The organism is Psychroserpens sp. (assembly GCF_036960315.1).
Classification (GTDB): Bacteria; Bacteroidota; Bacteroidia; order Flavobacteriales; family Flavobacteriaceae; genus Psychroserpens.
On the sequence record NZ_JBALVR010000004.1, the window covers coordinates 161,595 to 188,445 of the forward strand.

Sequence of the window (26,851 nt, forward strand, 5' to 3'; positions counted from 1 at the left end):
AAAGAACATGTCAAGAATAGGAAATAATCCAGTAGCAATTTCAGAAGGTGTTACTGTTGATGTTAAAGATGGCTTAATTACAGTAAAAGGTAAATTAGGAGAATTAACACAAAAATTCGATACTGTTGAAATTAAAGTTGAAGACGGTAACGTGCTTGTAACTAGATCAGCAGATGATAAAGACCATAAAGCTAAACACGGTTTATATAGATCTTTAATCAATAACATGATTGCAGGTGTATCTAAAGGGTGGACAAAAGAATTAGAATTGGTTGGTGTAGGTTATAGAGCCTCTAATCAAGGTCAGAAGTTAGATTTGGCTCTAGGTTTTTCTCACAATATTGTTTTAAATATTGCACCAGAAGTAAAAATCGAGACCATTTCAGAAAAAGGAAAAAATCCAATAATAAAATTATCATCATTGGACAAACAATTGGTTGGACAAGTAGCTGCGAAAATTCGTGGTTTTAGAAGACCAGAACCTTACAAAGGAAAAGGGGTTAAGTTTGTTGGTGAAGAGTTAAGAAGAAAAGCAGGTAAATCAGCTTAAAAAATTAGTTATGGCATTAACAAAGAACGAAAAAAGACTAAGAATAAAAAGCAGAATCCGTAAGGTTGTTTCTGGTACAGAAGCAAGACCTAGATTAGCTGTTTTTAGAAGTAATAAAGAAATCTATGCTCAAGTTGTAGATGATGTATCGGGTAAAACCCTAGCTGCAGCATCTTCAAGAGATAAAGATGTCGCTTCAACAAAAGGAAATAAAACTGAAATGGCTGCCTTAGTTGGTAAAGCTGTTGCTGAGAGAGCTGTAAAAGCTGGTGTTAACACAATATCTTTTGATAGAGGTGGATACCAATATCACGGAAGAGTAAAATCATTAGCTGAAGGCGCAAGAGAAGGCGGACTTAAATTCTAAGACACTATGTATCAAAAATATAAAAACGCAGAGTTAGTAAAACCAAGTGGAATTGATCTTAAAGATCGTTTGGTTGGTGTACAAAGAGTTACTAAAGTAACAAAAGGTGGTAGAGCTTTTGGTTTTTCAGCGATCGTAGTGGTTGGTGATGAAGCTGGAGTTGTAGGTCACGGTTTAGGAAAATCTAAAGATGTAGCTACTGCAATAGCAAAAGCTGTTGAAGATGCTAAGAAAAACTTAGTTAGAATTCCTATTATTAAAGGAACCTTACCACACGAACAAAAAGGAAAATTTGGTGGAGCTAGAGTAAATATTATTCCTGCTGCTCCTGGTACAGGTGTAATTGCTGGTGGAGCTGTAAGAACAGTTTTAGAAGCAGTTGGTATCCATGATGTATTATCAAAATCTCAAGGATCTTCTAACCCTCACAACGTTGTAAAAGCTACATTTGATGCTTTATTACAATTAAGAGATGCAAGAACAATTGCAAAGGATAGAGGTATTTCTCTTGAAAAAGTGTTTAACGGTTAATCAATAGGACGATGGCAAAGATTAAAGTAACAAAAGTAAAAAGCGCAATTAATCGTACTAAAACTCAAAAGAGAACATTAGAAGCTCTTGGGTTAAAGAAAATTGGTCAAACAATTGAGCACGATGCGTCTCCAAGTATTCTTGGGATGGTAAGTAAAGTTTCACATTTAGTTTCTGTTGAAGAAACAAAATAATAAGATACAATGAACTTAAGTAATTTAAAACCAGCAAAAGGTTCTGTAAAGAACCAAGGTAAAAGAATAGGTCGTGGACAAGGTTCTGGAAAAGGTGGTACTGCAACACGTGGTCACAATGGAGCAAAGTCTCGTTCTGGGTATTCTAAAAAATTAGGTTTCGAAGGTGGTCAAATGCCACTTCAAAGACGAGTTCCTAAATTTGGATTTACAAATATTAACCGTGTAGAATATCAAGGTGTAAACTTGGATAAATTACAAGAGTTAGTAGATAACAAGAAAATAAAGGATGCAGTTGATTTTCAAACTTTGGTTGACCTAGGTTTGGCGGGAAAGAATGAATTAGTAAAAATTCTTGGTCGTGGTGAATTAAAATCAAAATTAACAGTAACAGCTCATAAATTTACTGCTTCAGCAAAAGCTGCAATTGAAGCTGCAGGAGGAGAAGCTGTAACTTTATAAGAACAATTGAGTATGAAATTTATAGATACATTAAAAAATGTTTGGAAAATAACTGAGTTGAAAGACAGAATCATTCTTACGTTTGGTCTGCTTTTAGTTTACCGTTTTGGTGCTCAGATTGTTTTACCGGGTATTGATGCCAATCAACTTGGAGGTTTACAAGATGGAGCTGCAGGTGGGATATTAGGAATTCTTAATATGTTTACTGGTGGAGCCTTTGCTAATGCTTCGGTGTTTGCACTTGGTATTATGCCTTACATTTCGGCTTCTATTGTTGTACAGTTAATGGGAATTGCGATTCCTTATTTACAAAAACTTCAAAAAGAAGGTGCTAGTGGGCAAAAGAAAATCACTCAGATTACACGTTGGTTAACTATTATCATTTGCTTGTTCCAAGCACCTGGATACTTAGCTAGTTTGCAACCTGCATTTGGTATTCCTTCTTCAGCATTTTTATTAGGTACTGGAGCTACGTTCTATATATCTGGAGTTATCATATTGGTAACTGGTTGTATTTTTGCAATGTGGTTAGGTGAAAAGATTACAGATAAGGGTATTGGTAATGGTATATCATTATTAATTATGGTTGGTATTATTGCAACCTTACCTCAATCGTTTATCCAAAATGCAGCATCTCGTTTAGATGGTGGTGGAAATGGTGGACTTATGATGATCTTAATCGAACTTGTAGTTTGGTTTGTTATCATCTTGGCTTCTGTAATGTTAGTTATGGCTGTACGTAAAATTGCAGTTCAATATGCGAGAAGAACAGCGTCTGGTGGATACGAGAAAAACGTATTTGGATCTAGACAATTTCTACCATTAAAGTTGAATGCCTCTGGAGTAATGCCAATTATCTTTGCACAAGCAATTATGTTTGTACCTAGTTTAGTAGGTAAATCAATGGGGTCTTCAAGTGAAGTAGGACAATGGATGCAAACACAATTTAATGATCCTTTCGGGTTATGGTACAATGTTGTGTTCGGGTTATTGATTATCATCTTTACCTATTTCTATACAGCTATTACAGTTCCTACGAACAAAATGGCTGATGATTTAAAAAGAAGTGGTGGTTTTATTCCAGGTATTAGACCAGGAACTGAAACTTCAGAATATTTAGATAAAATAATGTCACAAATTACATTACCAGGTTCTATATTTTTAGCATTAATTGCTGTGTTCCCAGCTGTTATTGTTCAATTGATGAACGTTCAAGGTGGATGGGCATTATTCTTTGGTGGCACATCGCTACTGATTATGGTTGGAGTTGCAATAGACACGATGCAGCAAATCAATTCATACTTGTTGAATAAACATTATGATGGTTTGATGAAGACTGGTAAAAACAGAAAAGCAGTAGCTTAAATGTAATACTAATTTAGAGGATAATCTTCGGGAAAATTTTAGGCAAGGTATTTGCTAATCCAAGATTAAATACTAAAATATAAAATATGGCAAAACAAGCAGCAATAGAACAAGACGGATCAATCATTGAAGCATTATCAAATGCGATGTTCCGAGTTGAACTAGAAAATGGTCACATTGTGACAGCACACATTTCAGGTAAAATGCGTATGCATTATATTAAGTTGTTACCAGGAGATAAAGTAAAATTAGAAATGAGTCCTTACGATTTAACTAAGGCTCGCATAACTTATAGATACTAATACGATGAAAGTAAGAGCATCAGTTAAAAAGAGAAGTGTTGACTGTAAATTAGTCCGCAGAAAAGGTAGACTTTACGTCATTAACAAAAAGAATCCTAGATTCAAACAAAGACAAGGGTAATTATGGCAAGAATTGCAGGTGTAGACATACCAAAACAGAAAAGAGGAGTAATCTCTTTGACTTATATCTACGGAGTAGGTAGAAGTAGATCAGTAGAAATTTTAGCAGAAGCTAAAGTAGACGAAAGCATCAAAGTACAAGATTGGACAGATGAGCAAATTGGAGCAATCCGTGACGCTGTTGGAACTTATACTATTGAAGGTGAATTACGTTCTGAAACACAATTAAACATTAAGCGATTAATGGATATTGGATGTTACAGAGGTATCCGTCATAGAGCTGGACTTCCTTTAAGAGGTCAGAGAACAAAAAACAACTCTAGAACTAGAAAAGGTAGAAGAAAAACTGTTGCTAATAAGAAAAAAGCAACTAAATAATTAATAGACATTAGTCATTAGTTTTAAACGTTAGAGGAATCTGTTCGAAATAGAAATGTTTAGGATTCTAACAACTAAAAACTGACAACTAGAAACTTTAAAATATGGCAAAGTCAAGTACTAAAAAACGTAAAGTAATAGTTGATGCTGTTGGAGAAGCGCACATAGCTGCATCTTTTAACAATATTATTATCTCTTTAACAAACAAAAAAGGTGACGTTATTTCATGGTCATCAGCTGGTAAAATGGGATTTAGAGGTTCTAAAAAGAACACCCCTTATGCTGCTCAATTAGCATCAGAAGATGCTGCTGGAGTTGCAAAAGAAGCTGGACTTAAAAAAGTGAAAGTTTACGTTAAAGGCCCTGGTAACGGTAGAGAATCTGCTATCAGATCTATTCATAATGCAGGTATCGAAGTAACAGAAATTATTGATGTTACTCCATTACCACACAATGGATGTAGACCTCCTAAAAGAAGAAGAGTTTAATCTGAATTAGTTTCAGATGACGCATAATTTTTTATTGTGCAATCTCATATAAAATTGGATAAACTAATATTAATACATTAATGTATGATATTAGTTTATTTTGCATAAATTTGCAAACTGAAAAATAACAAACAAGTATCAACGAGAGATCAACGTTAGTCGAAGGATAAGATTAAGACCTTAATTCACAAACACTCTCAAAACAAATTTAAAAATGGCAAGATATACTGGTCCTAAAACTAAAATAGCCCGAAAATTCGGTGAAGCTATTTTTGGAGATGATAAAGCTTTCGAAAAAAGAAACTATCCTCCAGGTCAACACGGAAACGCTAAGCGTCGTGGAAAAAAATCTGAATATGCAATCCAATTAATGGAAAAGCAAAAAGCAAAATATACTTATGGTATATTAGAAAAGCAATTCAGAAACATGTTCAAAAAAGCAACAGCTGCTCAAGGTATTACAGGTGAAGTTTTACTTCAACTTTGTGAATCTCGTTTAGATAATGTTGCTTACAGAATGGGATTGTCTCCATCTCGTAGTGGAGCAAGACAATTAGTGTCTCACAGACATATCACCGTAAATGGTGAAATCGTGAACATTCCTTCTTACCAAATGAAAGCTGGAGATGTTGTAGCTGTTAGAGAAAAATCTAAATCATTAGAGTCTATTGAAAATTCACTAGCTAATTCTAGCAAAGTGTATGAATGGATGACTTGGAATAACGATACTAAGAATGGAACTTACGTTTCTATTCCTGAAAGAATCCAAATTCCAGAAAATATCAACGAGCAATACATCGTTGAATTATACTCTAAATAATAAATTAATCTTATTGGTATTTGGCCAAAGGGTTTATAGTCTTCTTCAAACTTATAAATCGCGCAACTAAATAACAATTAAAACGAAGAAAAATATGGCAATATTAAATTTTCAGAAGCCCGACAAAGTAATCATGATTGATTCAACTGAGTTTGAAGGTAAATTTGAATTTAGACCTTTAGAACCAGGTTACGGATTAACAGTAGGTAATGCTTTAAGAAGAGTTTTGTTATCTTCTTTGGAAGGATTTGCAATTACATCAATTAGAGTTGAAGGTGTTGATCACGAATTCTCTACTATTTCTGGTGTGGTTGAAGACGTTACAGAAATGATCTTGAACCTAAAGCAAGTTAATTTTAAGCGTCAAATTGATGAAGTTGATAGCGAATCTGTTTCAATTTCTATTTCTGGACAAAATCAAATAACTGCTGGTGATTTTCAAAAGTTTATCTCAGGATTTCAAGTATTGAACAAAGACTTAGTGATTTGTAACTTAGATCCTAAAGTAAACATCAATATGGAGATTACTATTGAAAAAGGTAGAGGGTATGTTCCTGCTGAAGAAAATAAAAAAGCTTCTGCACCAATTGGAACAATCTTTACTGATTCAATTTACACTCCAATTAAGAATGTAAAGTATAGCATTGAAAACTGGCGTGTTGAGCAAAAGACCGATTTTGAAAAATTAGTTTTTGAAATTATCACAGATGGTTCAATCGCACCTAAAGATGCTTTAACTGAAGCTGCTAAAATATTAATTCACCACTTCATGTTATTCTCTGATGAGCGTATCACTCTTGAAGCTGATGAAATTGCACAAACTGAAACTTATGATGAAGAATCACTTCACATGAGACAACTATTGAAAACTAAATTAGTTGATATGGATCTTTCTGTACGTGCATTAAACTGTTTAAAAGCTGCAGAAGTTGATACACTTGGAGACTTAGTGTCTTTCAATAAGAATGACTTAATGAAGTTCCGTAACTTTGGTAAGAAATCTTTAACTGAGCTTGAAGAGCTTGTGAATGTTAAAGGTCTTAACTTCGGAATGGACTTAGCAAAATACAAATTAGATAAAGATTAATACGTCATATTTTGCTCCTCAATTGTGAGTTGTAGCAAGATGATGATTAAAACAAAATGTAATGAGACACGGAAAGAAATTTAACCATTTAGGAAGACAAACTGCTCATAGAAAAGCAATGTTAGCTAATATGGCATGTTCGTTAATAGAACATAAACGTATCAACACAACTGTTGCTAAAGCAAAAGCTTTGAAGCAATTTGTTGAACCAATGATTACTAAATCTAAATCAGATACGACACACAACAGACGTATTGTTATGGCTAAGCTAAGACAAAAAGATGTTGTTACTGAATTATTTAGAGATGTTGCTCCTAAAATCGGAGATCGTCCAGGTGGTTATACAAGAATCATCAAATTAGGAAACAGACTTGGTGATAACGCTGATATGGCAATGATAGAGCTAGTTGATTACAACGAAATCTACAATGCTGGTAAGAAAGAGAAGAAAACTACTAGAAGAAGTAGAAGAGGTGGTTCTAAACCAGAAACTCCTCCAGTTGAAACTAAAGCAACTAACGAAGAAGAATAAATGTTAATAAGCATTTAATATATAAAGGATAATCTATTTTAGATTATCCTTTTTTTTTATCAATTTTGTAAAACCTTATTCTTGTGGAGACAGGAATGTCATCAAAATTATTATGAAATATCAAAAACGTAACAAAGCCCTAATTTTACTCGCTGACGGAACAATTTTTCACGGAAAATCAATAGGAAAAGAAGGCTCTGCTTTTGGAGAAGTTTGCTTCAATACAGGTACTACAGGTTATCAGGAAATCTTCACTGACCCTTCATATTATGGTCAGTTGATGGTAACCACAAATGCTCATATAGGTAACTACGGAACAAAAGCCGATGAAATAGAATCCGATTCTATTAAAATAGCTGGTTTGATTTGTAGAAATTTTAGTTTTGAATATTCACGTCCTTCAGGAGATAAATCCTTAGAAGAATTTCTTAATGATAACAATCTTTTGGCCATTTCAGATGTCGATACAAGAGCGCTAGTAAGTCATATTAGAGATAATGGTGCCATGAATGCCGTTATTTCCACAGATGTTGATAATATCGAAGGTTTAAAGAAACAATTAGCTGAAGTTCCTAGTATGGAAGGTCTCGAGTTGGCATCTCAAGTGTCGACGAAAGAACCTTATTATTTTGGTGATGAAAATGCAACATATAAGATTGCTGCTTTAGATATCGGAATAAAAAAGAATATTCTTCGAAACCTATCTAAGCGTGATGCCTATATTAAAGTGTTTCCTTATAACTCAAAGTTTGAAGATTTAGAGGCGTTCAAACCAGATGGTTATTTCTTGTCTAATGGACCTGGAGACCCAGAACCTTTAGTGGAAGCACAGGCGGTTGCTAAAGAAATCATCAAAAGAGATTTACCGTTATTCGGAATTTGTTTAGGACATCAAGTGATTGCTTTAGCTAACGGAATTTCAACATACAAAATGCATAATGGTCACCGAGGAATCAATCATCCTGTAAAGAATTTAATTACGACTAAAGGAGAAATTACTTCACAAAACCATGGTTTCGCTATCAATAGGGAAGAAACTGAGGCTAATCCTAATGTTGAAATAACACATGTGCACTTGAATGATCATACCGTTGCCGGAATTAAACTAAAAAATAAGAACTGCTTCTCAGTTCAATATCATCCAGAAGCAAGTCCTGGGCCAAACGATTCAACCTATTTGTTTGATGAGTTTATTCACAATATCAAAAATAACTAGTGATGAAATGTCAAGGAAATTCAAGTTTCTTTGACATTTTTATTTTACGAAAACATTGTAGTTGATATATAATGCAATTCTGCATGCTCAGATGGGTTTTGGGCCAACAATTTCGTAAATTTGAAGTTCAAATTACTACTAATTTAAATTATACATAATGAGCATTATAATTAATATTCATGCAAGACAAATTTTAGATTCAAGAGGGAATCCAACAGTAGAAGTAGATGTTGTTACTGAAAATGGAATTATGGGAAGAGCAGCAGTTCCTTCTGGAGCTTCAACTGGAGAACACGAAGCTGTAGAACTACGAGATGGTGGAAGTGCTTATATGGGGAAAGGAGTCTCTAAAGCTGTTGACAATGTAAACTCTATAATTGCTCAAGAATTATTAGGTGAATCTGTATTTGACCAAAACAGAATCGATCAATTAATGATCGAATTGGATGGTACACCAAACAAATCTAAATTAGGCGCTAATGCTATTTTAGGAGTATCATTAGCCGCGGCTAAAGCTGCTGCAGGAGAATTAGGTATGCCATTATACAGATATGTTGGAGGTGTTTCAGCAAACACATTACCAGTGCCAATGATGAATATCATTAATGGAGGTTCTCATAGTGATGCGCCAATCGCATTTCAAGAGTTTATGGTAATGCCAGTAAAAGCAAAAAACTTTACGCATGCGATGCAAATGGGAACTGAGATTTTCCATAACCTTAAAAAGGTTTTACATGACAGAGGTTTAAGTACTGCTGTTGGTGATGAAGGTGGTTTTGCACCAAACTTAGAAGGAGGAACAGAAGATGCTTTAGAAACGATTGCTAAAGCTGTAGCAAATGCTGGATATAAATTAGGAGACGATGTAATGATCGCTTTAGATTGTGCAGCCGCCGAATTTTTTGTAGACGGAAAATACGATTACACGAAATTTGAAGGTGCTTCTGGTGTCGTTAGAACAAGTAAAGAACAAGCCGATTATTTAGCTGAATTGTCTCGTAACTATCCCATTATCTCTATTGAAGACGGAATGGATGAAAACGATTGGGAAGGTTGGAAATATCTTACCGAGCAAATTGGAGATAAAGTACAGTTAGTTGGTGATGATTTATTCGTAACCAATGTAGAGCGTTTATCTAGAGGAATTGAAAACGGAATAGCAAATTCTATCTTAATTAAAGTGAATCAGATTGGTACTTTGACTGAGACGATTTCTGCAGTAAATATGGCTCATAATGCTGGTTATACATCAGTAATGTCACATCGTTCAGGAGAAACTGAAGATAATACGATTGCTGATTTAGCTGTCGCTTTAAATACAGGACAAATCAAAACAGGATCTGCGTCTCGTAGTGATCGTATGGCAAAATACAATCAGTTATTACGTATTGAAGAAGAATTAGATACGACTGCTTACTTTCCAGGTTTAAATGCATTTAAACTAAAGTAAGACGTTTAAAACACATAAGATTAAAACCTATTCGTTAATTTGAATAGGTTTTTTGTTTTTTAATAAAATGAATCAATGTCATTCAGAAGGAGTTAATTTTGACGACCAAAGCATCTCATTGAAAGATTTAGATTTTTTGCTCGCATTTCAATTGCGCTCAGGTTGACACGCAGAAGGACAACTAAAACACATACAACAACCCATTGGTCAATTCAAACTGTGTCTTCGGAACAGCAGAACTTACCGGAAATGCATCGTAGAAATAATTGAAATTGGTCGTAAATGCCAAATCCTTATAGATTTTAAATAGGAACGAGGTATTACTCGAAAGGCGATAATCACTAAAGGCATCAATTCTAGGTTGATAATAACTCGTGCTAATAATGCTAATTGTTTCCGTAGGATACATGCTGAAGGATAAGTAGACGCTCCCTCTCACATCTTTTTGCTCACGATCATCAATCACATTAGAAGCTTTTTCATATTCGTACATGATTAAGGTCCCTAAATAGAACTTATAATTATCGCTTTTACTGAGTTTAAAACGCGGACCAGTACCAATTAAACCTCGGAAATCAATTTCAGAAATCGCATCGTATTGTGATTGAGCAAAAGCTTCCCATTTAACGCGAGGTGAAATTCTTCGGTTGTATCTCAAATGTTGCGTGCCTCTATTGACTAATGAAAAACCTTCCACTTTCTGAAAGTTTAAATCGTTAACAAAAAGCCATAAATTGGTTTTATCATTATACTGAATATGTGCTGTATTCGCAATTCTGAAAAGGTCACTGGTATTCTTAATGAGTGAAACATCAAGACTAACTGAGCCAGTCCATTTCGCAGAATCTGAAACTTTTCGTAGGGTTTCTACATTAATCACTTGCGAAAAACAGGTCGTAGATATAAATAATAATAAAATAGTAAAGTACCGCATAGTTAAGGATTTATACCGCAAATTAATAATTATGGATTGTAATTCAAGATAAATCTACTTTTTGTTGTAATGCGAATGTCATAAAACCGACTGCTTTTTCAGTATCGGTTTTATGAATATCAAAATTGTTAAAAGCATTATAATAACACTTCATAAATCCTTAGATATTTCGTAATTTAGCATTCCGCAAAAACAAAATAAATTATCATATATATATGTCAGATAAAGCTACACTAGAAATTAATGGTGAGAAACATGAATTCCCATTAGTTACAGGTACCGAAAATGAAGTTGCAATTGATATTAAAACGCTTAGAGGCGTTACTGGTGGCGTGACTACAATTGATCCTGGTTATAAAAATACAGGCTCTTGTGAAAGTGCAATCACGTTTCTTGATGGTGAAAAAGGAATTTTAAGATATCGAGGGTATTCCATAGAAGAATTAGCAGAGAAAGCAGATTTCCTAGAAGTTGCTTATTTGTTGATATTCGGAGAATTGCCAAATGAAGAGGAGCTAGGTAAGTTCCATTCAGATATTAAAAAGCATGCTGTTGTTGATGATGACATCAAAAAGATTTTAGATGCGTTTCCGAAAACGGCTCATCCAATGGGTGTGCTAGCTTCGTTAACAAGTGCTTTGACAGCTTTTAATCCTACATCGGTGAATGTAGATTCTGATGAAGAAATGTACAATGCTATCGTAAGAATATTGGGTAAATTTCCAATCTTAGTGGCTTGGACGATGCGTAAAAAAAATGGGATGCCATTAGATTATGGTAGTACCTCTTTAGGTTATGTGGAGAATATCTTACAAATGATGTTTAAGCGTCCAGATGAAGAATACAAGCAAAACCCAATTTTAGTAAATGCTTTAGATAAATTATTAATTCTTCATGCTGATCACGAGCAAAACTGTTCGACATCGACAGTAAGAATCACAGGGTCATCACATGCTGGATTATTTGTGTCACTATCTGCTGGGATTTCTGCACTTTGGGGACCATTACATGGTGGTGCCAATCAAGCGGTTTTAGAAATGCTAGAAGCCATTAAAGAAGATGGAGGTGATACTAATAAATACATGTCGAAAGCTAAAGATAAAAGTGATCCGTTCCGTTTAATGGGATTCGGTCACCGAGTCTACAAAAATTTCGATCCAAGAGCAAAAATCATTAAGGTAGCTGCCGATGAAGTGTTAGCTGATTTAGGTGTTGAAGATCCAATTTTAGATATCGCCAAAGGTTTAGCTAAAGAAGCTTTAGAAGATCCATACTTCGTAGATAGAAAACTATATCCAAATGTCGATTTCTACTCAGGAATCATTTACAGAGCGATGGGTATTCCTGTGGAAATGTTTACAGTAATGTTCGCTTTGGGACGTTTACCAGGTTGGATTGCACAATGGAAAGAAATGCGTACGAATAAAGAACCTATTGGTCGTCCACGTCAATTATATATTGGTGAAACGTACAGACCGTTTAAATCGATTGAAAAAAGATAAGCTTAATCATAAGCTACAACTAAAGCTTCATAATTTTATGGAGCTTTTTTTATATTTGTAATCTATGATCATACCTCACATACATAATGAAACAGCTCGCTTACGTGCTGTTGTTTTAGGAACAGCAGAAAGTGTTGGGCCAGTACCAACTCTAGAAGAAGCTTACGATCCAAAATCTGCCGAACACATCAATGCAGGAACCTATCCCAAAGAGGAGGATATGGTTATGGAAATGGAAGCGGTTGCTAAGGTGTTTAAGAAGTATGATGTGACAGTGTACAGACCAAAAGTCATCACTGATTACAATCAAATTTTCGCCAGAGATATTGGTTTTGTTATAGAACACAAATTTATAAGAGCCAATATTTTACCGGATCGCGATCGCGAAATTGAAGCGATTGAGCATGTCTTGAGCCAGATTCCAGAAGAGCAACGGATTACGCTTCCAGAAGAATGTCATGTGGAAGGTGGAGACGTCATGCCATGGAATGATTATATCTTTATTGGGACCTATTCTGGTGAAGATTACCCAGAGTATATCACTGCGCGTACCAATATAGATGCGGTGATTGCCATACAAGAACTCTTTCCTGAGAAAACGGTCAAGTCGTTTGAATTACGCAAATCCAATACCGAAGCCAAAGAGAATGCTTTGCATCTCGATTGCTGTTTTCAACCGGTTGGAAAAGACAAAGCCATCTTACATAAAAACGGTTTTCTTGTAGAAAGTGAATACCAATGGTTGGTAGAGTTCTTTGGAAAAGAGAACATTTTTGAAATTACTAAAGATGAAATGTACAATATGAACAGCAACGTATTTTCAATCTCAGAAGACGTTGTAATTTCTGAACGTAATTTTACTCGATTAAACACTTGGTTTCGTGAACAAGGGTTTACTGTCGAAGAAGTCCCTTATGGGGAGATTGCGAAACAGGAAGGTTTGTTACGTTGTAGTACATTGCCTTTGGTTAGGGAATAAGGTTACCCCCTAAATTCAGCTTACAAATTTCAATAGGTCATCTTAACTCAAATTATCAACGCTGCCCCTTTTTAAAACCATAGGTGTTTTGACCTATAAAATCGTGCGGAAACTTATCATCACCTTTAAATCCGATCTCAATAGTACCACTATCTTCAGGGATGTAATTGGTTTTAAAGATATAATCCCAGAGACTTAAACTAATACCATAGTTCACACCATGTTTTCCTTCAGGTAATGTATAGGCATGGTGATATAAATGCATGACAGGATTATTGAAAATATACTTCAAAGGTCCCCAAGTAATTTTAATATTAGCATGGTTCAAGTGACCTATAGCAATGGTTATAAAGTGAATGATAAAGGCTTGTTCTGGCTCAAAACCACCAATAATCATGACACCAAATGTTTTAAGTGGTTTATAAAATATATTTTCCATCCAATGGTATCTCAAATGTGCGGCAAAGCCCATTTCCTTCACACTATGGTGTACTTTATGAAACTTCCATAGGAAACCATATTTATGTAATAAGACGTGCGTAAACCACTGTACAAAGTCCAGTATAATAAAGAATACGAATAATTGTAATGCAGGTGCCCATTGTGAGATGTCAAAAAGTGCTAGACTTTTTGCTGTGAGGTTGACTTCACCAAAAAGCAAACCTAAAATTTTGTAAACACCGCTAATCACGATTGAGAATATGAAAAAATTAAAGAACATATAAAACGCATCTAACCAAAAGTCACGTCTAAATATAGATTGTTCTTTTCGCCACGGAAAGGCGATTTCTAAAAGCCATACAAAAATAGAGATGGCTATAAGTCCCCAAAAATAATTGGTGTACCATGGCACTTCAAAAATTATAGATTTCCATGTCCAATTTAATGTGCCTTCAAAGGCTTTGATAAATGCGTCTAAATACTTTTCCATTTTAATTTTTATTTAGTGTTATACTATCACTCTCAAAGGGTAAATCATTAAAATAACTCCATTCTGTCCATGAGCCATCATAATTCTTTACATTTTTATACCCTAATAATTGTGTTAGCACAAAAGTAGTATGTGCTGAACGCACACCACTATGGCAATACAAAATTATTGAATCCTTCTTTTTTATGTTTAATTTACTATATATGATTTCTAATTCTTCTAGTGACTTCATACGTTGATCACCACTGTGGTTTATAGCTTTTGCCCAATCTATATGAATACTATTTGGGAGTCTTCCTGCTTTTTTGGCTCCTTTTTTTTGCTGTTTACCTGAAAACTCATCAGTGGTTCTTGTGTCTATAAAAACAACATTAGAATTTAAAGCTTTACTTACCTGTTCTTTTGAAACATAATACTGCATCATGGGTGTTTCAGTAAGTTTGAATATGGTTGGATTCACTTCTGGTATTTTGGTGGTCACTAGCCCTTTATTTGACTTCCATTCTGAAATTCCACCATGTAATAGTTTTGTGTTTTTAAAATCATAATTTTGTAATATCCACCATAACCTTGAAGCTTCACACAATCCATTATCGTCATAAACTATAAGTGTATCTGTAGTTTTTATACCGAGCGTTCCAAATAATGTTTCAATTTGTGTTTTACTCGCCATAATTCCATTGTAAGGATAGGAGGTGTCTTCAATATCAGTCCTCCAAATATGTAAAGCTCCAATGATATGCTCTTTATCATAAACGTCCTTTTTTCTAAAATCTAACACCTTGATATTTTCCTGATTAATTATAGATTTTAATTCTTCAGCTTCAATTAAATAATTGTTTTCAATAGTATCAACTGCCTTCCCTTTGTCTTTCTGACAAGCTAACGAAACCAATACTAATAATAGAACACTAATTCTCCAATTCATACCAATCTATATTTGTTAATGTCATACGTCTTCCTTTAGCTATTGGAGGATAATTAGTTGCTAAATAATTAACTATGATCTCTTGATTACGTCCTAAGTCCCAGAGGTTTTGAGTTTCTTGCATCCATTTAATGGTTGCATTCCAGCTCTCGGTTGTCATTCTGTTTTGAGTCACTAATTTTGCCGAATGACAATTGGTGCAATTATTTACAACAGTCATAAATCCTTCCGCATCGACTAGGCCAGTTCTTACATGGATACCATTTTCGATACGATCTTCATCTTCCTCAATAGGTAGAGCAACACTAGTTTCTGATTTCGAATTAAAATCAAAAGCATCAGGGTTATTCGCATAATATACCAATCCGCCACCAGCAATTACAAACAAGGCAAAAAAGGCAGCCAACAACCTATATATGTTCTTTACTTGCGCTCTGAATGTTATTTCTTTGGTCATTATTTTACTTTTATTGCTATTCTATGACACGCATTATTCAAATAACCTTTAGGGTTCCAACCTGGTAATAGCATTGGTTGTGCTATGTCATCAGTGTCTGTTGCTCTTGCCCAAACTTCATAATAACCCGATTTCGGAAAATCAACTTTTGCCGAAAAATGTTGCCAAGCTAATCGGTTTGTTGGTTTATCAATACTACAGCTAGTCCAAGTAGAACCAAAATCTATGGAATATTCCATTTTTGCAATCTCTAGTTCACCTGCCCATGCATGGCCTCTAATATGTAAAAGCTTTCCTTTTTTGATCATTGCCCCAGTTTTAGGATAGGTAATCAATGATTTTACTGGCATAGACTCAATGATGCACATATCTTCATCTTTCACTTTCTCTTCTGGCGCAACGGGTTCACAAGGTACTCTGTAAGCCGTTCCTTTCATTTTTGTACCATCATGAACTTTATCACGAATACTTATTCTATTAACCCACTTGCCAGAAACAGAAGCTGGCCAACCGCCTGCAACTAATCGCAAAGGATAGCCATGAATTAGTGGAATATCTTTACCATTCATTTTAAAGGCTAAAAGCGTTTCATCTTGTAAGGCTTTCGGCATTGGGCAACCTCTAGAAATAGGTTCCTTTTTTGGATCCCTACTAAGATGCTTATCTACAGCATGAAATCCAATATAAATGGCATTACTTTTAATGCCAGCATCTTCTAACACATCACGTAATCGCACTCCTGACCAAGAGGCGCAATGTACAGCGCCAACAGTCCATTGGTTTCCTTTTGCTGGTGGATCAAATTCTGCTCGCCCATTACCACCACATTCTATAGTTAATTGATAGGTATGTTGTTCGAACTTAGATTTCAATTCGGCTAATGTGTATGTTTTTTTGTTTTTAACCGATTCGCCATCAATAGTAAGCGTCCAGGTCTTAGCATCAATATCTTCAGGCACCAATCCATTATTTCTAATGAACATACAAGAATTAGGCGTCACCTTATCATCTAGCAAATGCGCTTGTGCTTCAATATTCCATGGTTTATCATTGAGAACAACCATATCTTTATGCTTATTAAATAGTTTAAAAGGATCGGGATCCTGCAATGCTAAAGGTATGTAGCCGTCGAGCATTTGAGAACCGAAAACAAGTTCTGTTCCTATAAGTGTAGCAAACGAACTTAATGTTGCTTTTTTCACGAAATCTCTTCTTTTCAAAATGCTTAATTTATAGGTTAATAAAACCAGCTATACAAGATACAATTTTTGCTCATCTTCTTTTGTAACCAATGTTACATTAAAAAAGTAATGATATTGCTAAATTGCACAATTACTTAAAAATACACAATGATGAATATCAGGCAAAAAGATTTCGAAACTAGATTTACAGGTTGGGCATTTATTGTAGCAGCATTACTACTATGGTTAGGATGGGCTCTATCTCCTCATCATATTGGCGAATACATTGTCGCTTCAGATTTTGAAGTTATTGGTGAAAATGTCTGGACTTGGATATGGATGTATCGTATTCACATCTTTGGTTGGGTCGCCATGGGTATTGCATTATTTGCTTTAGTGTCGGTAACGGCAAGAAAACCATATCGTGTGCTCATATTGCCAGGTGCTGGTATGCTCATTATAGGGACCTTTACTTTGGCTATTGCCAATGCGTATTTTTATAATTTTGGTGCTTGGGGTGTTGGTGAAACAGCAGGGAAATCTGCCGCCGAAATCCAAACCTTTATGAATGATATTTTATATACCAATCAATATGTCACTTGCTTTATACGTTTTGGTCGTGTTTTCTCTGGTGTTGGCTTGGTCTTGTTAGGGACAGGTTTCATTAAATGGAACATCGTAGGCAAATGGTTAGGCTGGTTTACCGTACTCTTAGGTCTTGCCGCTATGGGTATTATTATGGGTATTCCAGATAATTTTGAAATCTACAAACCACTATTTCACATTAAAGTAATTTGGTTGGTAGTCATGGGTGTCGCAGTATTGATACAAGGTGTGCATGTGCCTAAGCCTGTGGTATAGCTATCTGTGACTTGAGTTGGTTTGTAGTCCCTTATGGGGAAATTGCGATGCAGGAAAGGTTGTTACGTTCTAGTACGTTGCCGCTTGTTAGAGGTTAGAATTTCAGAATAGAAGAATTAATTGTTTCAGTGTAATTCTAATGCTGTATTAATGCTAATTTGTTTGGATTAATTCTTATCCTTTAATACCTATTTTAAATTTTTGATCTTAATTCTGGATACGATTAAGCTCTTCATCGAGAGCGCTTTTAACCTTTTTACTCTTCGCTTTAGGGCCACCAAAATTATAGGTAAGTCCCATGCCAAAGCGTCGGTTATCTGATGTATAGATACCATCTAAGTCGATCCCTCCATAACCTGAGGTATAGATTAATTCACTCTGGGTACGAAGGATATCACTTCCTGTAATACGCAATTGGAGTTTCTTGTCAAAAAAGTCTTTCCGAATCCCAAAGCTCAAACCTTCGGTGCCTTGAATAAATACAGAGCCTCTCCATATCCATCGACTGCGTTGTGTAAACGTAATGTCTACTAAAATGTTTGAAGGTAATTTCAGGTTATTCTGTATGCGGTAATCCCATAACCAATTGCTTAAATCGATAACGGTACTTTCGACGTCACCTTTAAAAGTTTGTTGCGAGGTGTTTGCAAAAACAACTACTTCCCAAAAATTAGTTAATTCAAAGGGTGCGCTTAATGAAATCCCTAGGTTCGTAGATTTATTCAGATTTCTTGGGATAATTTGTGTCGATTCATCACCAGTAATCTCTACAATTCTTGAAAAGAAATCAGTGGTTTTACTATAAGAAGCCGTTATGATATATTTCTGTAGAAACGAATACGACGCTTGATAATTCATGATGTAATTTGGATTGAGAAACGGATTTCCTTTCCAAACTACCAACTGACTCGTAGGACGTTCAAACGGATTTAAATCTTGGTAATTAGGTCGTGTAATACGTCGACCTACACTTAAATTAACACTATGCTTCTCTTGGTCATCAAAGGATAAACCAACGTTAGGGAAGAAATCCGTATAGTTTCTTGAGACATCATTGTTTTCGGTTTCCACTTCAGAAAATAGTTGTCCGCGAGAATCTGTATTTTCTATTCGAAGTCCTGTGTTTAGTGACCATTTTTCGCATAATTTAAAATTGAGATTGGTATACACCGCAGTGACATTTTCGGTATAATCAAAGTCGTTGCTTTGCGTTGGATCAAACATAGGTGTTTGGTTATTCACAGTGTAAAATTTAAAGCTATTTTCAGTTTTTACCTGTGCATATTTAAAACCGGCAGACAGACTAATCTTGTCCCAGTTCTTTTCATAATCTACTTTTGCTGACCATAAATTGATATGTGTATCGGAGTCAAATTGCGTGTCGTCTCTGGTAATGATTGTACTGCCATCGGGTTCAAAATAAGTGTTAGGCTGCATGGTGCTTTGTTCACTGTCGTAAACACCTAAACTCAAGTTGGTCGTGATAGCGCTATCATCGTCTAGCGTCCACAAATGAAATCCATTGAACAAGTAATTGTTTGACCTTCCATCGACAAGGGATTGCGAAAAAAGGATTTCATTCAATGCTTCTGGTTCAGCAGTAAAAATATCAGTAAAACTATTTAAGGTGTGATCGATGGAATTAAAAATGGCTCGACCATTAAAGCCAATATAGTGTTTGTTGCTTAATTGAGATTCTAGTCCTAGACCAATATTGTAACCACCTCTAATTTGGTTGTCTTTAGAGTTGAGTAAAAGAATGGCATTGTTTTGTTGTTTACGATCGTCAAAAATTACGGGATTGTTATTATGCGATTGTGTGACGTCAAGGTTGGCTTGAAGCTTTTCAAAGCCTAAGTTTAATGACGCATTATTGCTGTAGCGGTATTCTTCACCTTTAGTAAAACTTGAGGTAATATTTCCGTTAAAACCTGTTGCTACCGATTTTTTAAGTCGGATATTTATAATACCACCTGTCCCTTCAGCTTCATACTGAGCGCCAGGATTAGAAATGATTTCTATAGATTCTACGGTATCTGAAGTGAGACTTTGTAAAAAGGTGGTTAAATCATTACCTGATAAACGTGATTGAACACCATTGAGATACACCTGAACATTACCTTTACCTAAAAGAGATATCGAATTGTCAATATCTAAGGTGACACCAGGAGCCGCTTTCAATAAATCTAAACCATTGGTTCCTGAGGCACTCGGACTGCTAGCTACGTTAAAAATGATTTTGTCCGCTTTGACCTCGATTATCTGTTTTTTCTTGGTGATGACCACTTCATCTAATTGGTTATTCTCTTCTTCTAAAATAATAATTGGTAACATTTTGGTCTCCGTTGTTCCAACGCTAAACGATTCTGAAACGTAAGTCACATAACCTAAATAGTCTATCCGAATAGTATAGGAGCCAGGCGCAATATTTTTGATACTAAACTCACCTTGTTTATTAGTCACAGCACTATTCACAAAACTGGTATTGTTTAGAAAAAGTCCTATGGAAGCAAGCTCTATAAAAGTCGCATCGTCATTTTTTACGATACCTTTAATTTCATTGTTTGTATTCTGTGCGATTAGTGAAACCGATATAGATAAGGACAAAAGCAGTCCTAAAAGGAAATTCTTTAAATGAAGCATAAGTGATCGGTACTGATTGATTATATATATTTGAGACTGCTTTATTCTCAGGTCATTACGATAAAGATAATTATTTAATTGATTTTGTGATGTTTTTGAGGAAGCAACATGTAGTTTCGATTTACTCCACAACAAAATTTGGCCATCGCTTCATATAGGTCAAAAAGTCAGGACCTAAGCCTTCGTTTTGTAAATAGGTTTCAGAGACAGGTAATTCTGTAGGAGTGAAGTTTGGTTTATCAATAACTTGTTTTGGGAAATCATGATGTAGAATTGCAGAACGACCTATAGAGACAAAATCGACATGAGCGTTTAATATCTTAGCAACATCTTCACCAGTATTGATCTTGCCAGCAACCGTCCATTTCGTTTTTTTAAAATCGAGTTCAGCAAAATGCTCTAGCAATGTTTTGTTTTGATGTACAGCTTCTTCAGGTAATTTAAAAACATCCCAAAGAGAGAGATCGATAAAGTCAATGTTATGGGCATCAATCAATTGCTGAGATATGATTTTGACCTCATGCAGTTGCATGCCAAAACGTTCAGGTGAGAGACGAACACCTAATAAGAACTTGGGGCCGCAAGCAGCTCTGATACCATCAACGATTTCAAATAATAATCGTGCTCTTTTGGCTAGGCTTCCACCATAACCATCTTGACGTTGATTAATTTGGCTACTCAAAAATTGAGTCAAGATATATCCATGAGCACCATGAACTTCCACGCCATCATATCCTGCTTTTTGCGAACGTACAGCCGCAGTAATAAAATCATCTCGCAGTTGATGTACTTCAGTTAATGATAAGGCACGAGCATTGTGTTTTTCGCTTTCCGAAGGGCAAACAGATTTCTGTTGAATCACTTCTTTAGGAGAGCGCATACCAGCATGATGCAACTGAATCACAGCTAAACTGTCATAGGCTTTAATTCCGTCAACCAATCGTTTATGGCCTTCGATATGTTGGTCAGAGAATATGCCTAATTGTCCTGGAAAGCCTTTCCCGATGGCTTGCACATGAGACGCGCAAGTCATTGTGAGTCCAAATCCGCCTTTGGCCCGCATTACTAACCATTTGTATTCGTCATCAGAGAGTGTCCCATCTTCATGACTTTGGGTATTGGTCATTGGAGCGAGCATAAACCGATTTTTCATTTTGGTACCACAAGAAAATTGCAGTTGACTAAGTAATGTGTTTGACATTATGGGTTTGGCTTTGAGTTACTTTTTAAAAGCTCCAGCAAATTCTAGAGCAGCTCCTAAAGCACCTTTTGTCACTTCGTAGACATAGTTAACGTCCATATGTGCTAAGTCGTCTTTAGCAGTGTGGTTGACAGGAGATTCATGTTTTTCGAATAAGCCTGTGATGATTAGTCCATTGTCTTCAAACGGCATATAATCGGAAGCATAAGCACTAGCGATTTCAGTTTTTAAATTGGAATACAATGCCATACACGTTGCTAAGCGCTTTGTGGCTTTGTCAGAATCTGCATTATTCGATTTTGGATTAGACTCGTCACGTTCACAAACTATAATGTCATTGGTCTTGCCTTTAACACCACCAACTTCGTCTATATTGAATACTAATTTAATATCCAATTTTTCTGGAGTAACCGTATTTTTTACATAATATTTACTGCCAATCAAGCCATCTTCTTCACCAGAAAAATGGATGAATTTTATAGAGTATTCGGTATCGATATCTTTTAAAAGTTTAGCGAGTTCCATGATGAGAACAGTTCCTGTGCCATTATCGTTAGTTCCAGGACCATTAATTGTATCGTAGTGCGCATCAATAACGATAAAGGTGTTTGGATACTTGGTTCCGGTTTTGGTCACAATAATATTATTGCTCGTTCCAGCTTTGTATGTAAACGGTTGGATTACCACATCTACATAGCCTAAACTTTGATATCGGGCAGTGATCCAGTTTTCACAGTCGGTTAATGCTTCTGATCCTACGTTTTTAATTCCGAAATTTTCAAAGGCTTTCAAATCGTTGAGAATAGTTGATTCAGAAGTTTTAGCAACCACATCAGCATAAAAGGAGTTCAAGGTTTGTGCATTACTCACATTGAAAAGTATCGATGCAAGTAAAACAAAGGCTATGTTTTTCATGTAAATTGTATTAAAATGAAACCGATTATTTCCGGTATAAAAAGTAGTTAGTAACCAAATCGATATAAATACGTTTGGCTTCGTCTTCAGTCACATCTTGAACTTGAAACAGCGCATTCGTTTTAAACGCATTGATAATAGGCTTGCTGCTACTTGGTCTGCTGTAGTTGTTACTGGCTTTCTTATAATAGGCGTAGAGTCGCAGTAGAAGGTCTGCAGGAAAAGGCTCGTTATGCGCATTGACTCGCTCTACCGATTCTATGAATTCTATGTCTAATTCTTCTGAAGTCATCGTTTTTCAGCAATTATACTTTCGCCTCCTTTTACTTTCTGATTGAGTTCTACTTTAATATCGGCATCTAGAGGAAGAAATAAATCCACACGAGATCCAAACTTTATAAATCCAGAATCTGAGCCTTGCACTACTTTATCATCTGCTTTGGCATAGTTAACGATACGCTTGGCTAATGCTCCAGCAATTTGTCGGTATAGTACTTTTCCAAAGTTAGTGTTTTCAACAACAACTGTGGTACGTTCGTTTTCTTCGCTCGATTTCGGGTGCCAAGCTACTAGAAACTTTCCGGGATGATATTTACTATAGGTCACATTTCCGCCAATTGGATAACGTGTCACATGCACATTTAATGGTGACATGAATACAGACACCTGTATGCGTTTATCATTAAAAACTTCTTTTTCGAAAACCTCTTCAATCACAACGACTTTTCCATCAACAGGTGAAACGACTGTATGATCTTGTTTATTAGTCAATCGTTTTGGGTTTCTGAAAAACTGAAGGATAAGCACAAGAAGTACCAACATACCAATCATTAGCGTCAATCGCAACCAACTAATATCGATAAACCGATCGATTAAAAGGATAGATGTAATCACGATAACCAACGTGATGAAAATAATTTTAAAACCTTCTTTATGAAACATATGTTACAATTCTTAAAAATAAAAATATAAAAGACGCAGCAAATATAATACTGTCTAGTCTATCTAATAAGCCACCATGTCCAGGCATAATGACACCACTATCTTTGACATTGGCCATACGTTTAAACTTGGATTCTATTAAATCACCAATCGTTCCGAAGACGCTAATAATGATACTTAAAATCAACCAATTTGTAAAGCTCAACGTGTCTGTAAAGTTAGCAATAAAATAGCTTGCAATGCATGAAAAAAAGAGTCCGCCTAAAAAACCTTCTACAGTTTTCTTAGGAGAAATGCTAGGAAATAGCTTTTGCTTCCCGAAGTTTTTTCCAACTAAATATGCAAATGTATCGTTAACCCAAACTAATATAAATGATCCTAAAAGGAGTAGAGGAGTGAAGTTATGATTGAAGTTAGCTATGGATATCAAAAAGACAAAACTACTAGATAAATAAAAGGTCGTTATAATAAATCGTTTGGTACTAAACAACGGAATTGTTTTTTCTGAAAATAAATCCTTAATCAAAATCAGTTGTACAAAAATGGTAATAACGAGTAGAATCTGTGACGCTTCGTTAAAGCCTTTTGAAGAATCAGCAAATAGCTTCCAATAGGCAAATCCAAAATATAATAGTGAAAATATGAGGTAAGGCCAGAAGCTTTTTAGTTGGATGAGTTTTTTAAATTCTGCTAGGCAAATTAACCCAAAAATAAAAAATAATGCTATAAGTGCATGTTGCCAAAATAGCGATCCAATGAGTAATGAAATATATAATAATCCTGAGAGTGCTCTGGTACCAAGTTCTTTCATTTATAAATCTTCTAGGAGCAACAAATATAGGTTTTTTGAGCTGCTTCCATAGGTAAGAAAGTCTTTATCTTCTATCGTTTTAAAGTGCTTTATGGTTGTAATGTTAGTTGGGATTCTATCTCTGTTTTTACCTTTTATTCCACGTAAACCTTCACCGATATTTTGAACAAACTGACTAGTAGTGGCATAGATAATAAAATTATCTGGTAGTTCTTTTAATTTTTTCTCTGCAATCTGGTTGGAAGAAATAAGTAAAGAGCCATCATCAGAAATGAGGTACTCACAAGTAGAAAAGAAATAAGTGCTTTCTGAAATACGCATCGTAGTATTGAAGTCAAAATCCGCGAATAATTCACCCAAGCGTTCATCAAATAGCAAGACTTTGTCATCTATCCAATTGTTTTCCTTTAAAATAGAATTTAGGCAATCAAAGACCTCCTGCATATTTTCACAATAGAGAAATTTTCCACCATTAGCCTTAAAGTTAATAGTGAATTGTTCATCTACGGGCAGCTTTATTTCGGGCATATATTTGCCTCTCTCTTCGCTTTTTATGTTGTCTTCTGGAGTATTTTTTAAACCGAAGATTTTACGAAATAGACTCATGTATAGGATTTGCTGTTAACCTAATTTAATTAATGTATTTCTCAAATATAAAAAAACTTAAACTAATGCAATATTAATTTAAGTTTTTTATAAGATATCTTAATTAAGAAGATGTTATTCTTCTTCTTCCTTGTTTTTTTTTGGAGATTCTGTTAAGCGTTCTTCAATCTCTTTTTTGAAAGGACGCTCTCCAAAAATTTTCTCTAAGTTGTCTTTAAAAATTACTTCTTTTTCAAGTAATACTTCGGCTAATTCTGTGAGTTTATCTTTATTCTTTTCCAGTAGTTTAATAGCACGTTGATATTGCTTCTCAATAATATCTGAAATCTCTTTATCGATAAGCTCTGCAGTTTGCTCACTGTAAGGCTTCGTGAAACCGTATTCAGATTGCCCTGAAGAGTCATAATAGGTTAAGTTTCCGATTTTTTCACTCAAACCATAGATAGTTACCATGGCTCTAGCTTGTTTAGTTACTTTTTCGAGATCACTTAAAGCACCAGTAGAAATTTTATTAAAAATAACTTTCTCAGCGGCTCTACCACCAAGTGAAGCACACATTTCGTCTAGCATTTGTTCTGGTCTTACAATTAAGCGTTCTTCTGGCAAGTACCAAGCAGCACCTAACGATTGACCACGTGGCACAATTGTTACTTTAACCAAAGGTGCAGCATGTTCTAACATCCAGCTTACCGTTGCATGTCCAGCTTCGTGGAACGCTACAGCTTCTTTCTCGTCTTTAGTAATGATTTTATTTTTCTTTTCAAGACCACCAACAATTCTATCAACAGCATCTAAGAAATCTTGTTTGTCTACAGCTTTCTTCCCATGACGAGCAGCGATTAAAGCCGCTTCATTACATACGTTAGCAATATCTGCTCCAGAGAAACCTGGTGTTTGCTTAGCTAAGAAATCTACGTCTAGCTTTTCAGATTGTTTAATAGGTCTTAAGTGGACTTCAAAAATCTGTTTACGTTCTCTAACGTCTGGAAGATCTACAAATATCTGTCTATCAAAACGTCCAGCACGCATTAAGGCTTTATCTAAAACATCGGCTCTGTTGGTTGCTGCTAATACAATAACGTTTGTATTTGTGCCAAAACCATCCATTTCTGTTAGTAATTGGTTAAGTGTATTTTCACGTTCATCATTAGAACCTGACATATTATTTTTTCCACGAGCTCTACCAATAGCATCAATTTCATCGATGAATATAATAGCAGGAGATTTTTCTTTGGCTTGTTTAAATAAATCTCTTACACGAGAGGCTCCGACACCAACAAACATCTCAACAAAATCTGATCCAGATAGTGAGAAGAATGGCACCTTAGCTTCACCAGCAACAGCTTTAGCTAATAAGGTTTTACCTGTTCCTGGTTGTCCTATTAATAAGGCTCCCTTCGGGATTTTTCCACCAAGAGAGGTGTATTTTTCTGGATTTTTAAGGAAATCTACAATTTCTTGAACTTCTTCTTTAGCACCTTCTAAACCTGCTACATCTTTAAATGATGTTTTTACATCCGTTTTCTCATCGAATAATTTCGCTTTAGATTTTCCTATGTTGAAAATTTGTCCGCCAGCACCGCCACCGCCACCAGAAGACATACGTCTCATGATGAAAATCCAAACTCCGATAATAAGCACGAATGGAAGTAGAGAAAATATAAAACTTCCTACTATGTTGTCTTCAGTGTCATATTCAGTTGGAACAAAAGTATTGCTATCTTCACTGTTGATTATTTTAACCTCTTCTTGAAAAAGTTTTAGATCACCAAACTCAAATTTGTAGTTAGGTTGTGGTGTAACAGCAGGAAGGATGCTACTAGGCTTAGAATTTTTATGAACCTCCTTGTCTAATGCGTCTTTAGTAAGAAATACACGTGCTTCTCTCTCATTGATAATGAGAAGTTCAGCAACATCCCCTTGTCTCATGAATTCAAAAAACTCTGAAGGGTTTATTTCCTTAGATGAAGACCCACCAAATCCACTAGAAAATAGTTGTATTGCTAGAACTGCTGCAATTACAAATCCGTAGATCCACCATGAATTAAACTTTGGTTTTTTATTTATATTTTTATTTTCTTTTGCCATCTACAGTGAC

At 35.3% G+C, this 26,851-nt stretch carries 31 protein-coding genes; 18 read left to right on the plus strand and 13 right to left on the minus strand.

What is annotated here, in order from left to right; all coding sequences use genetic code 11:
• Positions 1-7 precede the first annotated feature (7 nt).
• The 15 genes from rplF (at position 8) to eno (ending at position 9,862) form a co-directional block, all read left to right on the plus strand.
• On the plus strand, positions 8-550 hold the full coding sequence (gene rplF / locus V7719_RS08780) for a 50S ribosomal protein L6 (protein WP_335729510.1): 543 nt from the start codon (positions 8-10) through the stop codon (positions 548-550).
• Positions 551-560: 10 nt separating this feature from the next.
• Complete coding sequence (gene rplR, locus V7719_RS08785) at positions 561-917, plus strand: 50S ribosomal protein L18 (RefSeq protein WP_335729511.1); 357 nt, start codon at positions 561-563, stop codon at positions 915-917.
• A 6-nt stretch (positions 918-923) separates the two neighbouring features.
• On the plus strand, positions 924-1,448 hold the full coding sequence (rpsE, locus tag V7719_RS08790; protein ID WP_028871119.1) for a 30S ribosomal protein S5: 525 nt from the start codon (positions 924-926) through the stop codon (positions 1,446-1,448).
• Positions 1,449-1,459: 11 nt separating this feature from the next.
• Positions 1,460-1,642: a 50S ribosomal protein L30 gene (gene rpmD, locus V7719_RS08795; RefSeq protein ID WP_335729512.1), complete on the plus strand. Its 183-nt coding sequence runs from the start codon at positions 1,460-1,462 to the stop codon at positions 1,640-1,642.
• Positions 1,643-1,651: 9 nt separating this feature from the next.
• Positions 1,652-2,104, plus strand: a complete 453-nt coding sequence (rplO, locus tag V7719_RS08800) for a 50S ribosomal protein L15 (RefSeq protein WP_335729513.1) — start codon at positions 1,652-1,654, stop codon at positions 2,102-2,104.
• A gap of 12 nt (positions 2,105-2,116) precedes the next feature.
• Positions 2,117-3,469 (plus strand): preprotein translocase subunit SecY, encoded by a 1,353-nt coding sequence (gene secY / locus V7719_RS08805; RefSeq protein ID WP_335729514.1) that lies wholly within the window; start codon positions 2,117-2,119, stop codon positions 3,467-3,469.
• 86 nt (positions 3,470-3,555) lie between these two features.
• The gene (gene infA / locus V7719_RS08810; RefSeq protein ID WP_026753784.1) at positions 3,556-3,771 is read left to right on the plus strand and encodes a translation initiation factor IF-1; all 216 of its coding nucleotides are present in this window, start codon (positions 3,556-3,558) and stop codon (positions 3,769-3,771) included.
• A gap of 4 nt (positions 3,772-3,775) precedes the next feature.
• Positions 3,776-3,892 (plus strand): type B 50S ribosomal protein L36, encoded by a 117-nt coding sequence (ykgO, locus tag V7719_RS08815; RefSeq protein WP_081988313.1) that lies wholly within the window; start codon positions 3,776-3,778, stop codon positions 3,890-3,892.
• A 2-nt stretch (positions 3,893-3,894) separates the two neighbouring features.
• On the plus strand, positions 3,895-4,269 hold the full coding sequence (gene rpsM, locus V7719_RS08820; protein WP_335729515.1) for a 30S ribosomal protein S13: 375 nt from the start codon (positions 3,895-3,897) through the stop codon (positions 4,267-4,269).
• A gap of 104 nt (positions 4,270-4,373) precedes the next feature.
• Entirely contained in the window at positions 4,374-4,757 is a 384-nt protein-coding gene (rpsK, locus tag V7719_RS08825) for a 30S ribosomal protein S11 (protein ID WP_335729516.1), read from the plus strand.
• A gap of 214 nt (positions 4,758-4,971) precedes the next feature.
• The gene (gene rpsD / locus V7719_RS08830) at positions 4,972-5,577 is read left to right on the plus strand and encodes a 30S ribosomal protein S4 (protein ID WP_335729517.1); all 606 of its coding nucleotides are present in this window, start codon (positions 4,972-4,974) and stop codon (positions 5,575-5,577) included.
• A 94-nt stretch (positions 5,578-5,671) separates the two neighbouring features.
• Complete coding sequence (locus V7719_RS08835; RefSeq protein ID WP_335729518.1) at positions 5,672-6,664, plus strand: DNA-directed RNA polymerase subunit alpha; 993 nt, start codon at positions 5,672-5,674, stop codon at positions 6,662-6,664.
• 61 nt (positions 6,665-6,725) lie between these two features.
• The gene (gene rplQ, locus V7719_RS08840) at positions 6,726-7,196 is read left to right on the plus strand and encodes a 50S ribosomal protein L17 (RefSeq protein ID WP_335729519.1); all 471 of its coding nucleotides are present in this window, start codon (positions 6,726-6,728) and stop codon (positions 7,194-7,196) included.
• A 112-nt stretch (positions 7,197-7,308) separates the two neighbouring features.
• Entirely contained in the window at positions 7,309-8,412 is a 1,104-nt protein-coding gene (gene carA / locus V7719_RS08845) for a glutamine-hydrolyzing carbamoyl-phosphate synthase small subunit (protein WP_335729520.1), read from the plus strand.
• Positions 8,413-8,569: 157 nt separating this feature from the next.
• A complete protein-coding gene (gene eno, locus V7719_RS08850) occupies positions 8,570-9,862 on the plus strand; it encodes a phosphopyruvate hydratase (protein WP_335729521.1) in 1,293 nt (430 codons plus the stop codon).
• Between the two features lie 181 nt (positions 9,863-10,043).
• Here the strand turns inward: eno and V7719_RS08855 are convergent, their stop codons facing one another.
• Positions 10,044-10,796 carry a DUF481 domain-containing protein gene (locus V7719_RS08855; RefSeq protein ID WP_335729522.1) on the minus strand — a complete coding sequence of 251 codons (753 nt, stop codon included), beginning with the start codon at positions 10,794-10,796 and terminating at the stop codon, positions 10,044-10,046.
• A 215-nt stretch (positions 10,797-11,011) separates the two neighbouring features.
• Here V7719_RS08855 and V7719_RS08860 point away from each other — a divergent pair, with 215 nt between their 5' ends.
• Together V7719_RS08860 and V7719_RS08865 are read left to right on the plus strand one after the other, a co-directional pair.
• Entirely contained in the window at positions 11,012-12,298 is a 1,287-nt protein-coding gene (locus V7719_RS08860) for a citrate synthase (protein WP_335729524.1), read from the plus strand.
• A 64-nt stretch (positions 12,299-12,362) separates the two neighbouring features.
• Positions 12,363-13,277, plus strand: a complete 915-nt coding sequence (locus V7719_RS08865; RefSeq protein WP_335729525.1) for a dimethylarginine dimethylaminohydrolase family protein — start codon at positions 12,363-12,365, stop codon at positions 13,275-13,277.
• Between the two features lie 55 nt (positions 13,278-13,332).
• Here the strand turns inward: V7719_RS08865 and V7719_RS08870 are convergent, their stop codons facing one another.
• The 4 genes from V7719_RS08870 to V7719_RS08885 are packed head-to-tail and all read right to left on the minus strand — an operon-like array spanning position 13,333 to position 16,813.
• A complete protein-coding gene (locus tag V7719_RS08870) occupies positions 13,333-14,208 on the minus strand; it encodes a sterol desaturase family protein (RefSeq protein WP_335729526.1) in 876 nt (291 codons plus the stop codon).
• Position 14,209: 1 nt separating this feature from the next.
• Positions 14,210-15,136, minus strand: a complete 927-nt coding sequence (locus V7719_RS08875) for a sulfurtransferase (RefSeq protein ID WP_335729527.1) — start codon at positions 15,134-15,136, stop codon at positions 14,210-14,212.
• A complete protein-coding gene (locus V7719_RS08880) occupies positions 15,120-15,593 on the minus strand; it encodes a monoheme cytochrome C (protein ID WP_335729528.1) in 474 nt (157 codons plus the stop codon). Before V7719_RS08880 ends, V7719_RS08875 begins: the two co-directional genes overlap by 17 nt.
• The gene (locus tag V7719_RS08885; RefSeq protein WP_335729529.1) at positions 15,593-16,813 is read right to left on the minus strand and encodes a sulfite oxidase; all 1,221 of its coding nucleotides are present in this window, start codon (positions 16,811-16,813) and stop codon (positions 15,593-15,595) included. The genes V7719_RS08880 and V7719_RS08885 overlap by 1 nt, the downstream gene beginning before the upstream one ends.
• Before the next feature lie 129 nt (positions 16,814-16,942).
• On the opposite strand from V7719_RS08885, the gene V7719_RS08890 reads away from it, so the two are divergent.
• Positions 16,943-17,635 (plus strand): hypothetical protein, encoded by a 693-nt coding sequence (locus V7719_RS08890; RefSeq protein ID WP_335729530.1) that lies wholly within the window; start codon positions 16,943-16,945, stop codon positions 17,633-17,635.
• Between the two features lie 207 nt (positions 17,636-17,842).
• Here V7719_RS08890 and V7719_RS08895 read toward each other — a convergent pair whose 3' ends face one another.
• From V7719_RS08895 to ftsH, 8 genes are all read right to left on the minus strand, one after another.
• Entirely contained in the window at positions 17,843-20,278 is a 2,436-nt protein-coding gene (locus tag V7719_RS08895; RefSeq protein ID WP_335729531.1) for an outer membrane beta-barrel family protein, read from the minus strand.
• A gap of 121 nt (positions 20,279-20,399) precedes the next feature.
• Positions 20,400-21,479, minus strand: a complete 1,080-nt coding sequence (locus V7719_RS08900; RefSeq protein WP_335729532.1) for an NADH:flavin oxidoreductase — start codon at positions 21,477-21,479, stop codon at positions 20,400-20,402.
• A gap of 18 nt (positions 21,480-21,497) precedes the next feature.
• Positions 21,498-22,394 (minus strand): M28 family metallopeptidase, encoded by an 897-nt coding sequence (locus tag V7719_RS08905; protein WP_335729533.1) that lies wholly within the window; start codon positions 22,392-22,394, stop codon positions 21,498-21,500.
• A 25-nt stretch (positions 22,395-22,419) separates the two neighbouring features.
• Entirely contained in the window at positions 22,420-22,686 is a 267-nt protein-coding gene (locus V7719_RS08910) for an acyl-CoA-binding protein (RefSeq protein ID WP_335729534.1), read from the minus strand.
• Complete coding sequence (locus V7719_RS08915; RefSeq protein WP_335729536.1) at positions 22,683-23,336, minus strand: phosphatidylserine decarboxylase family protein; 654 nt, start codon at positions 23,334-23,336, stop codon at positions 22,683-22,685. Before V7719_RS08915 ends, V7719_RS08910 begins: the two co-directional genes overlap by 4 nt.
• Positions 23,326-24,147, minus strand: coding sequence for a phosphatidate cytidylyltransferase (locus V7719_RS08920; protein ID WP_335729537.1), 822 nt, complete (start codon positions 24,145-24,147; stop codon positions 23,326-23,328). Before V7719_RS08920 ends, V7719_RS08915 begins: the two co-directional genes overlap by 11 nt.
• On the minus strand, positions 24,148-24,753 hold the full coding sequence (locus V7719_RS08925) for an LUD domain-containing protein (protein WP_335729539.1): 606 nt from the start codon (positions 24,751-24,753) through the stop codon (positions 24,148-24,150).
• Between the two features lie 114 nt (positions 24,754-24,867).
• On the minus strand, positions 24,868-26,841 hold the full coding sequence (ftsH, locus tag V7719_RS08930; RefSeq protein WP_335729540.1) for an ATP-dependent zinc metalloprotease FtsH: 1,974 nt from the start codon (positions 26,839-26,841) through the stop codon (positions 24,868-24,870).
• Between the last annotated feature and the right edge of the window lie 10 nt (positions 26,842-26,851).

Bases quoted from the DNA above. Each gene is read 5' to 3' on its own strand.
- rpsE (WP_028871119.1), top strand. From the start codon at position 924: ATGTATCAAAAATATAAAAACGCAGAGTTAGTAAAACCAAGTGGAATT.
- V7719_RS08880 (WP_335729528.1), bottom strand. From the start codon at position 15,593: ATGACCAAAGAAATAACATTCAGAGCGCAAGTAAAGAACATATATAGG.
- V7719_RS08915 (WP_335729536.1), bottom strand. From the start codon at position 23,336: ATGTTTCATAAAGAAGGTTTTAAAATTATTTTCATCACGTTGGTTATC.
- rpsD (WP_335729517.1), top strand. From the start codon at position 4,972: ATGGCAAGATATACTGGTCCTAAAACTAAAATAGCCCGAAAATTCGGT.
- V7719_RS08925 (WP_335729539.1), bottom strand. From the start codon at position 24,753: ATGAGTCTATTTCGTAAAATCTTCGGTTTAAAAAATACTCCAGAAGAC.
- rpsM (WP_335729515.1), top strand. From the start codon at position 3,895: ATGGCAAGAATTGCAGGTGTAGACATACCAAAACAGAAAAGAGGAGTA.
- V7719_RS08910 (WP_335729534.1), bottom strand. From the start codon at position 22,686: ATGACTTCAGAAGAATTAGACATAGAATTCATAGAATCGGTAGAGCGA.
- V7719_RS08835 (WP_335729518.1), top strand. From the start codon at position 5,672: ATGGCAATATTAAATTTTCAGAAGCCCGACAAAGTAATCATGATTGAT.
- V7719_RS08860 (WP_335729524.1), top strand. From the start codon at position 11,012: ATGTCAGATAAAGCTACACTAGAAATTAATGGTGAGAAACATGAATTC.
- V7719_RS08890 (WP_335729530.1), top strand. From the start codon at position 16,943: ATGATGAATATCAGGCAAAAAGATTTCGAAACTAGATTTACAGGTTGG.
- carA (WP_335729520.1), top strand. From the start codon at position 7,309: ATGAAATATCAAAAACGTAACAAAGCCCTAATTTTACTCGCTGACGGA.
- rplR (WP_335729511.1), top strand. From the start codon at position 561: ATGGCATTAACAAAGAACGAAAAAAGACTAAGAATAAAAAGCAGAATC.
- rpmD (WP_335729512.1), top strand. From the start codon at position 1,460: ATGGCAAAGATTAAAGTAACAAAAGTAAAAAGCGCAATTAATCGTACT.
- rplF (WP_335729510.1), top strand. From the start codon at position 8: ATGTCAAGAATAGGAAATAATCCAGTAGCAATTTCAGAAGGTGTTACT.
- secY (WP_335729514.1), top strand. From the start codon at position 2,117: ATGAAATTTATAGATACATTAAAAAATGTTTGGAAAATAACTGAGTTG.
- ykgO (WP_081988313.1), top strand. From the start codon at position 3,776: ATGAAAGTAAGAGCATCAGTTAAAAAGAGAAGTGTTGACTGTAAATTA.
- rplO (WP_335729513.1), top strand. From the start codon at position 1,652: ATGAACTTAAGTAATTTAAAACCAGCAAAAGGTTCTGTAAAGAACCAA.
- eno (WP_335729521.1), top strand. From the start codon at position 8,570: ATGAGCATTATAATTAATATTCATGCAAGACAAATTTTAGATTCAAGA.
- V7719_RS08870 (WP_335729526.1), bottom strand. From the start codon at position 14,208: ATGGAAAAGTATTTAGACGCATTTATCAAAGCCTTTGAAGGCACATTA.
- infA (WP_026753784.1), top strand. From the start codon at position 3,556: ATGGCAAAACAAGCAGCAATAGAACAAGACGGATCAATCATTGAAGCA.
- V7719_RS08920 (WP_335729537.1), bottom strand. From the start codon at position 24,147: ATGAAAGAACTTGGTACCAGAGCACTCTCAGGATTATTATATATTTCA.
- rpsK (WP_335729516.1), top strand. From the start codon at position 4,374: ATGGCAAAGTCAAGTACTAAAAAACGTAAAGTAATAGTTGATGCTGTT.
- ftsH (WP_335729540.1), bottom strand. From the start codon at position 26,841: ATGGCAAAAGAAAATAAAAATATAAATAAAAAACCAAAGTTTAATTCA.
- V7719_RS08895 (WP_335729531.1), bottom strand. From the start codon at position 20,278: ATGCTTCATTTAAAGAATTTCCTTTTAGGACTGCTTTTGTCCTTATCT.
- V7719_RS08865 (WP_335729525.1), top strand. From the start codon at position 12,363: ATGATCATACCTCACATACATAATGAAACAGCTCGCTTACGTGCTGTT.
- rplQ (WP_335729519.1), top strand. From the start codon at position 6,726: ATGAGACACGGAAAGAAATTTAACCATTTAGGAAGACAAACTGCTCAT.
- V7719_RS08900 (WP_335729532.1), bottom strand. From the start codon at position 21,479: ATGTCAAACACATTACTTAGTCAACTGCAATTTTCTTGTGGTACCAAA.
- V7719_RS08875 (WP_335729527.1), bottom strand. From the start codon at position 15,136: ATGAATTGGAGAATTAGTGTTCTATTATTAGTATTGGTTTCGTTAGCT.
- V7719_RS08855 (WP_335729522.1), bottom strand. From the start codon at position 10,796: ATGCGGTACTTTACTATTTTATTATTATTTATATCTACGACCTGTTTT.
- V7719_RS08905 (WP_335729533.1), bottom strand. From the start codon at position 22,394: ATGAAAAACATAGCCTTTGTTTTACTTGCATCGATACTTTTCAATGTG.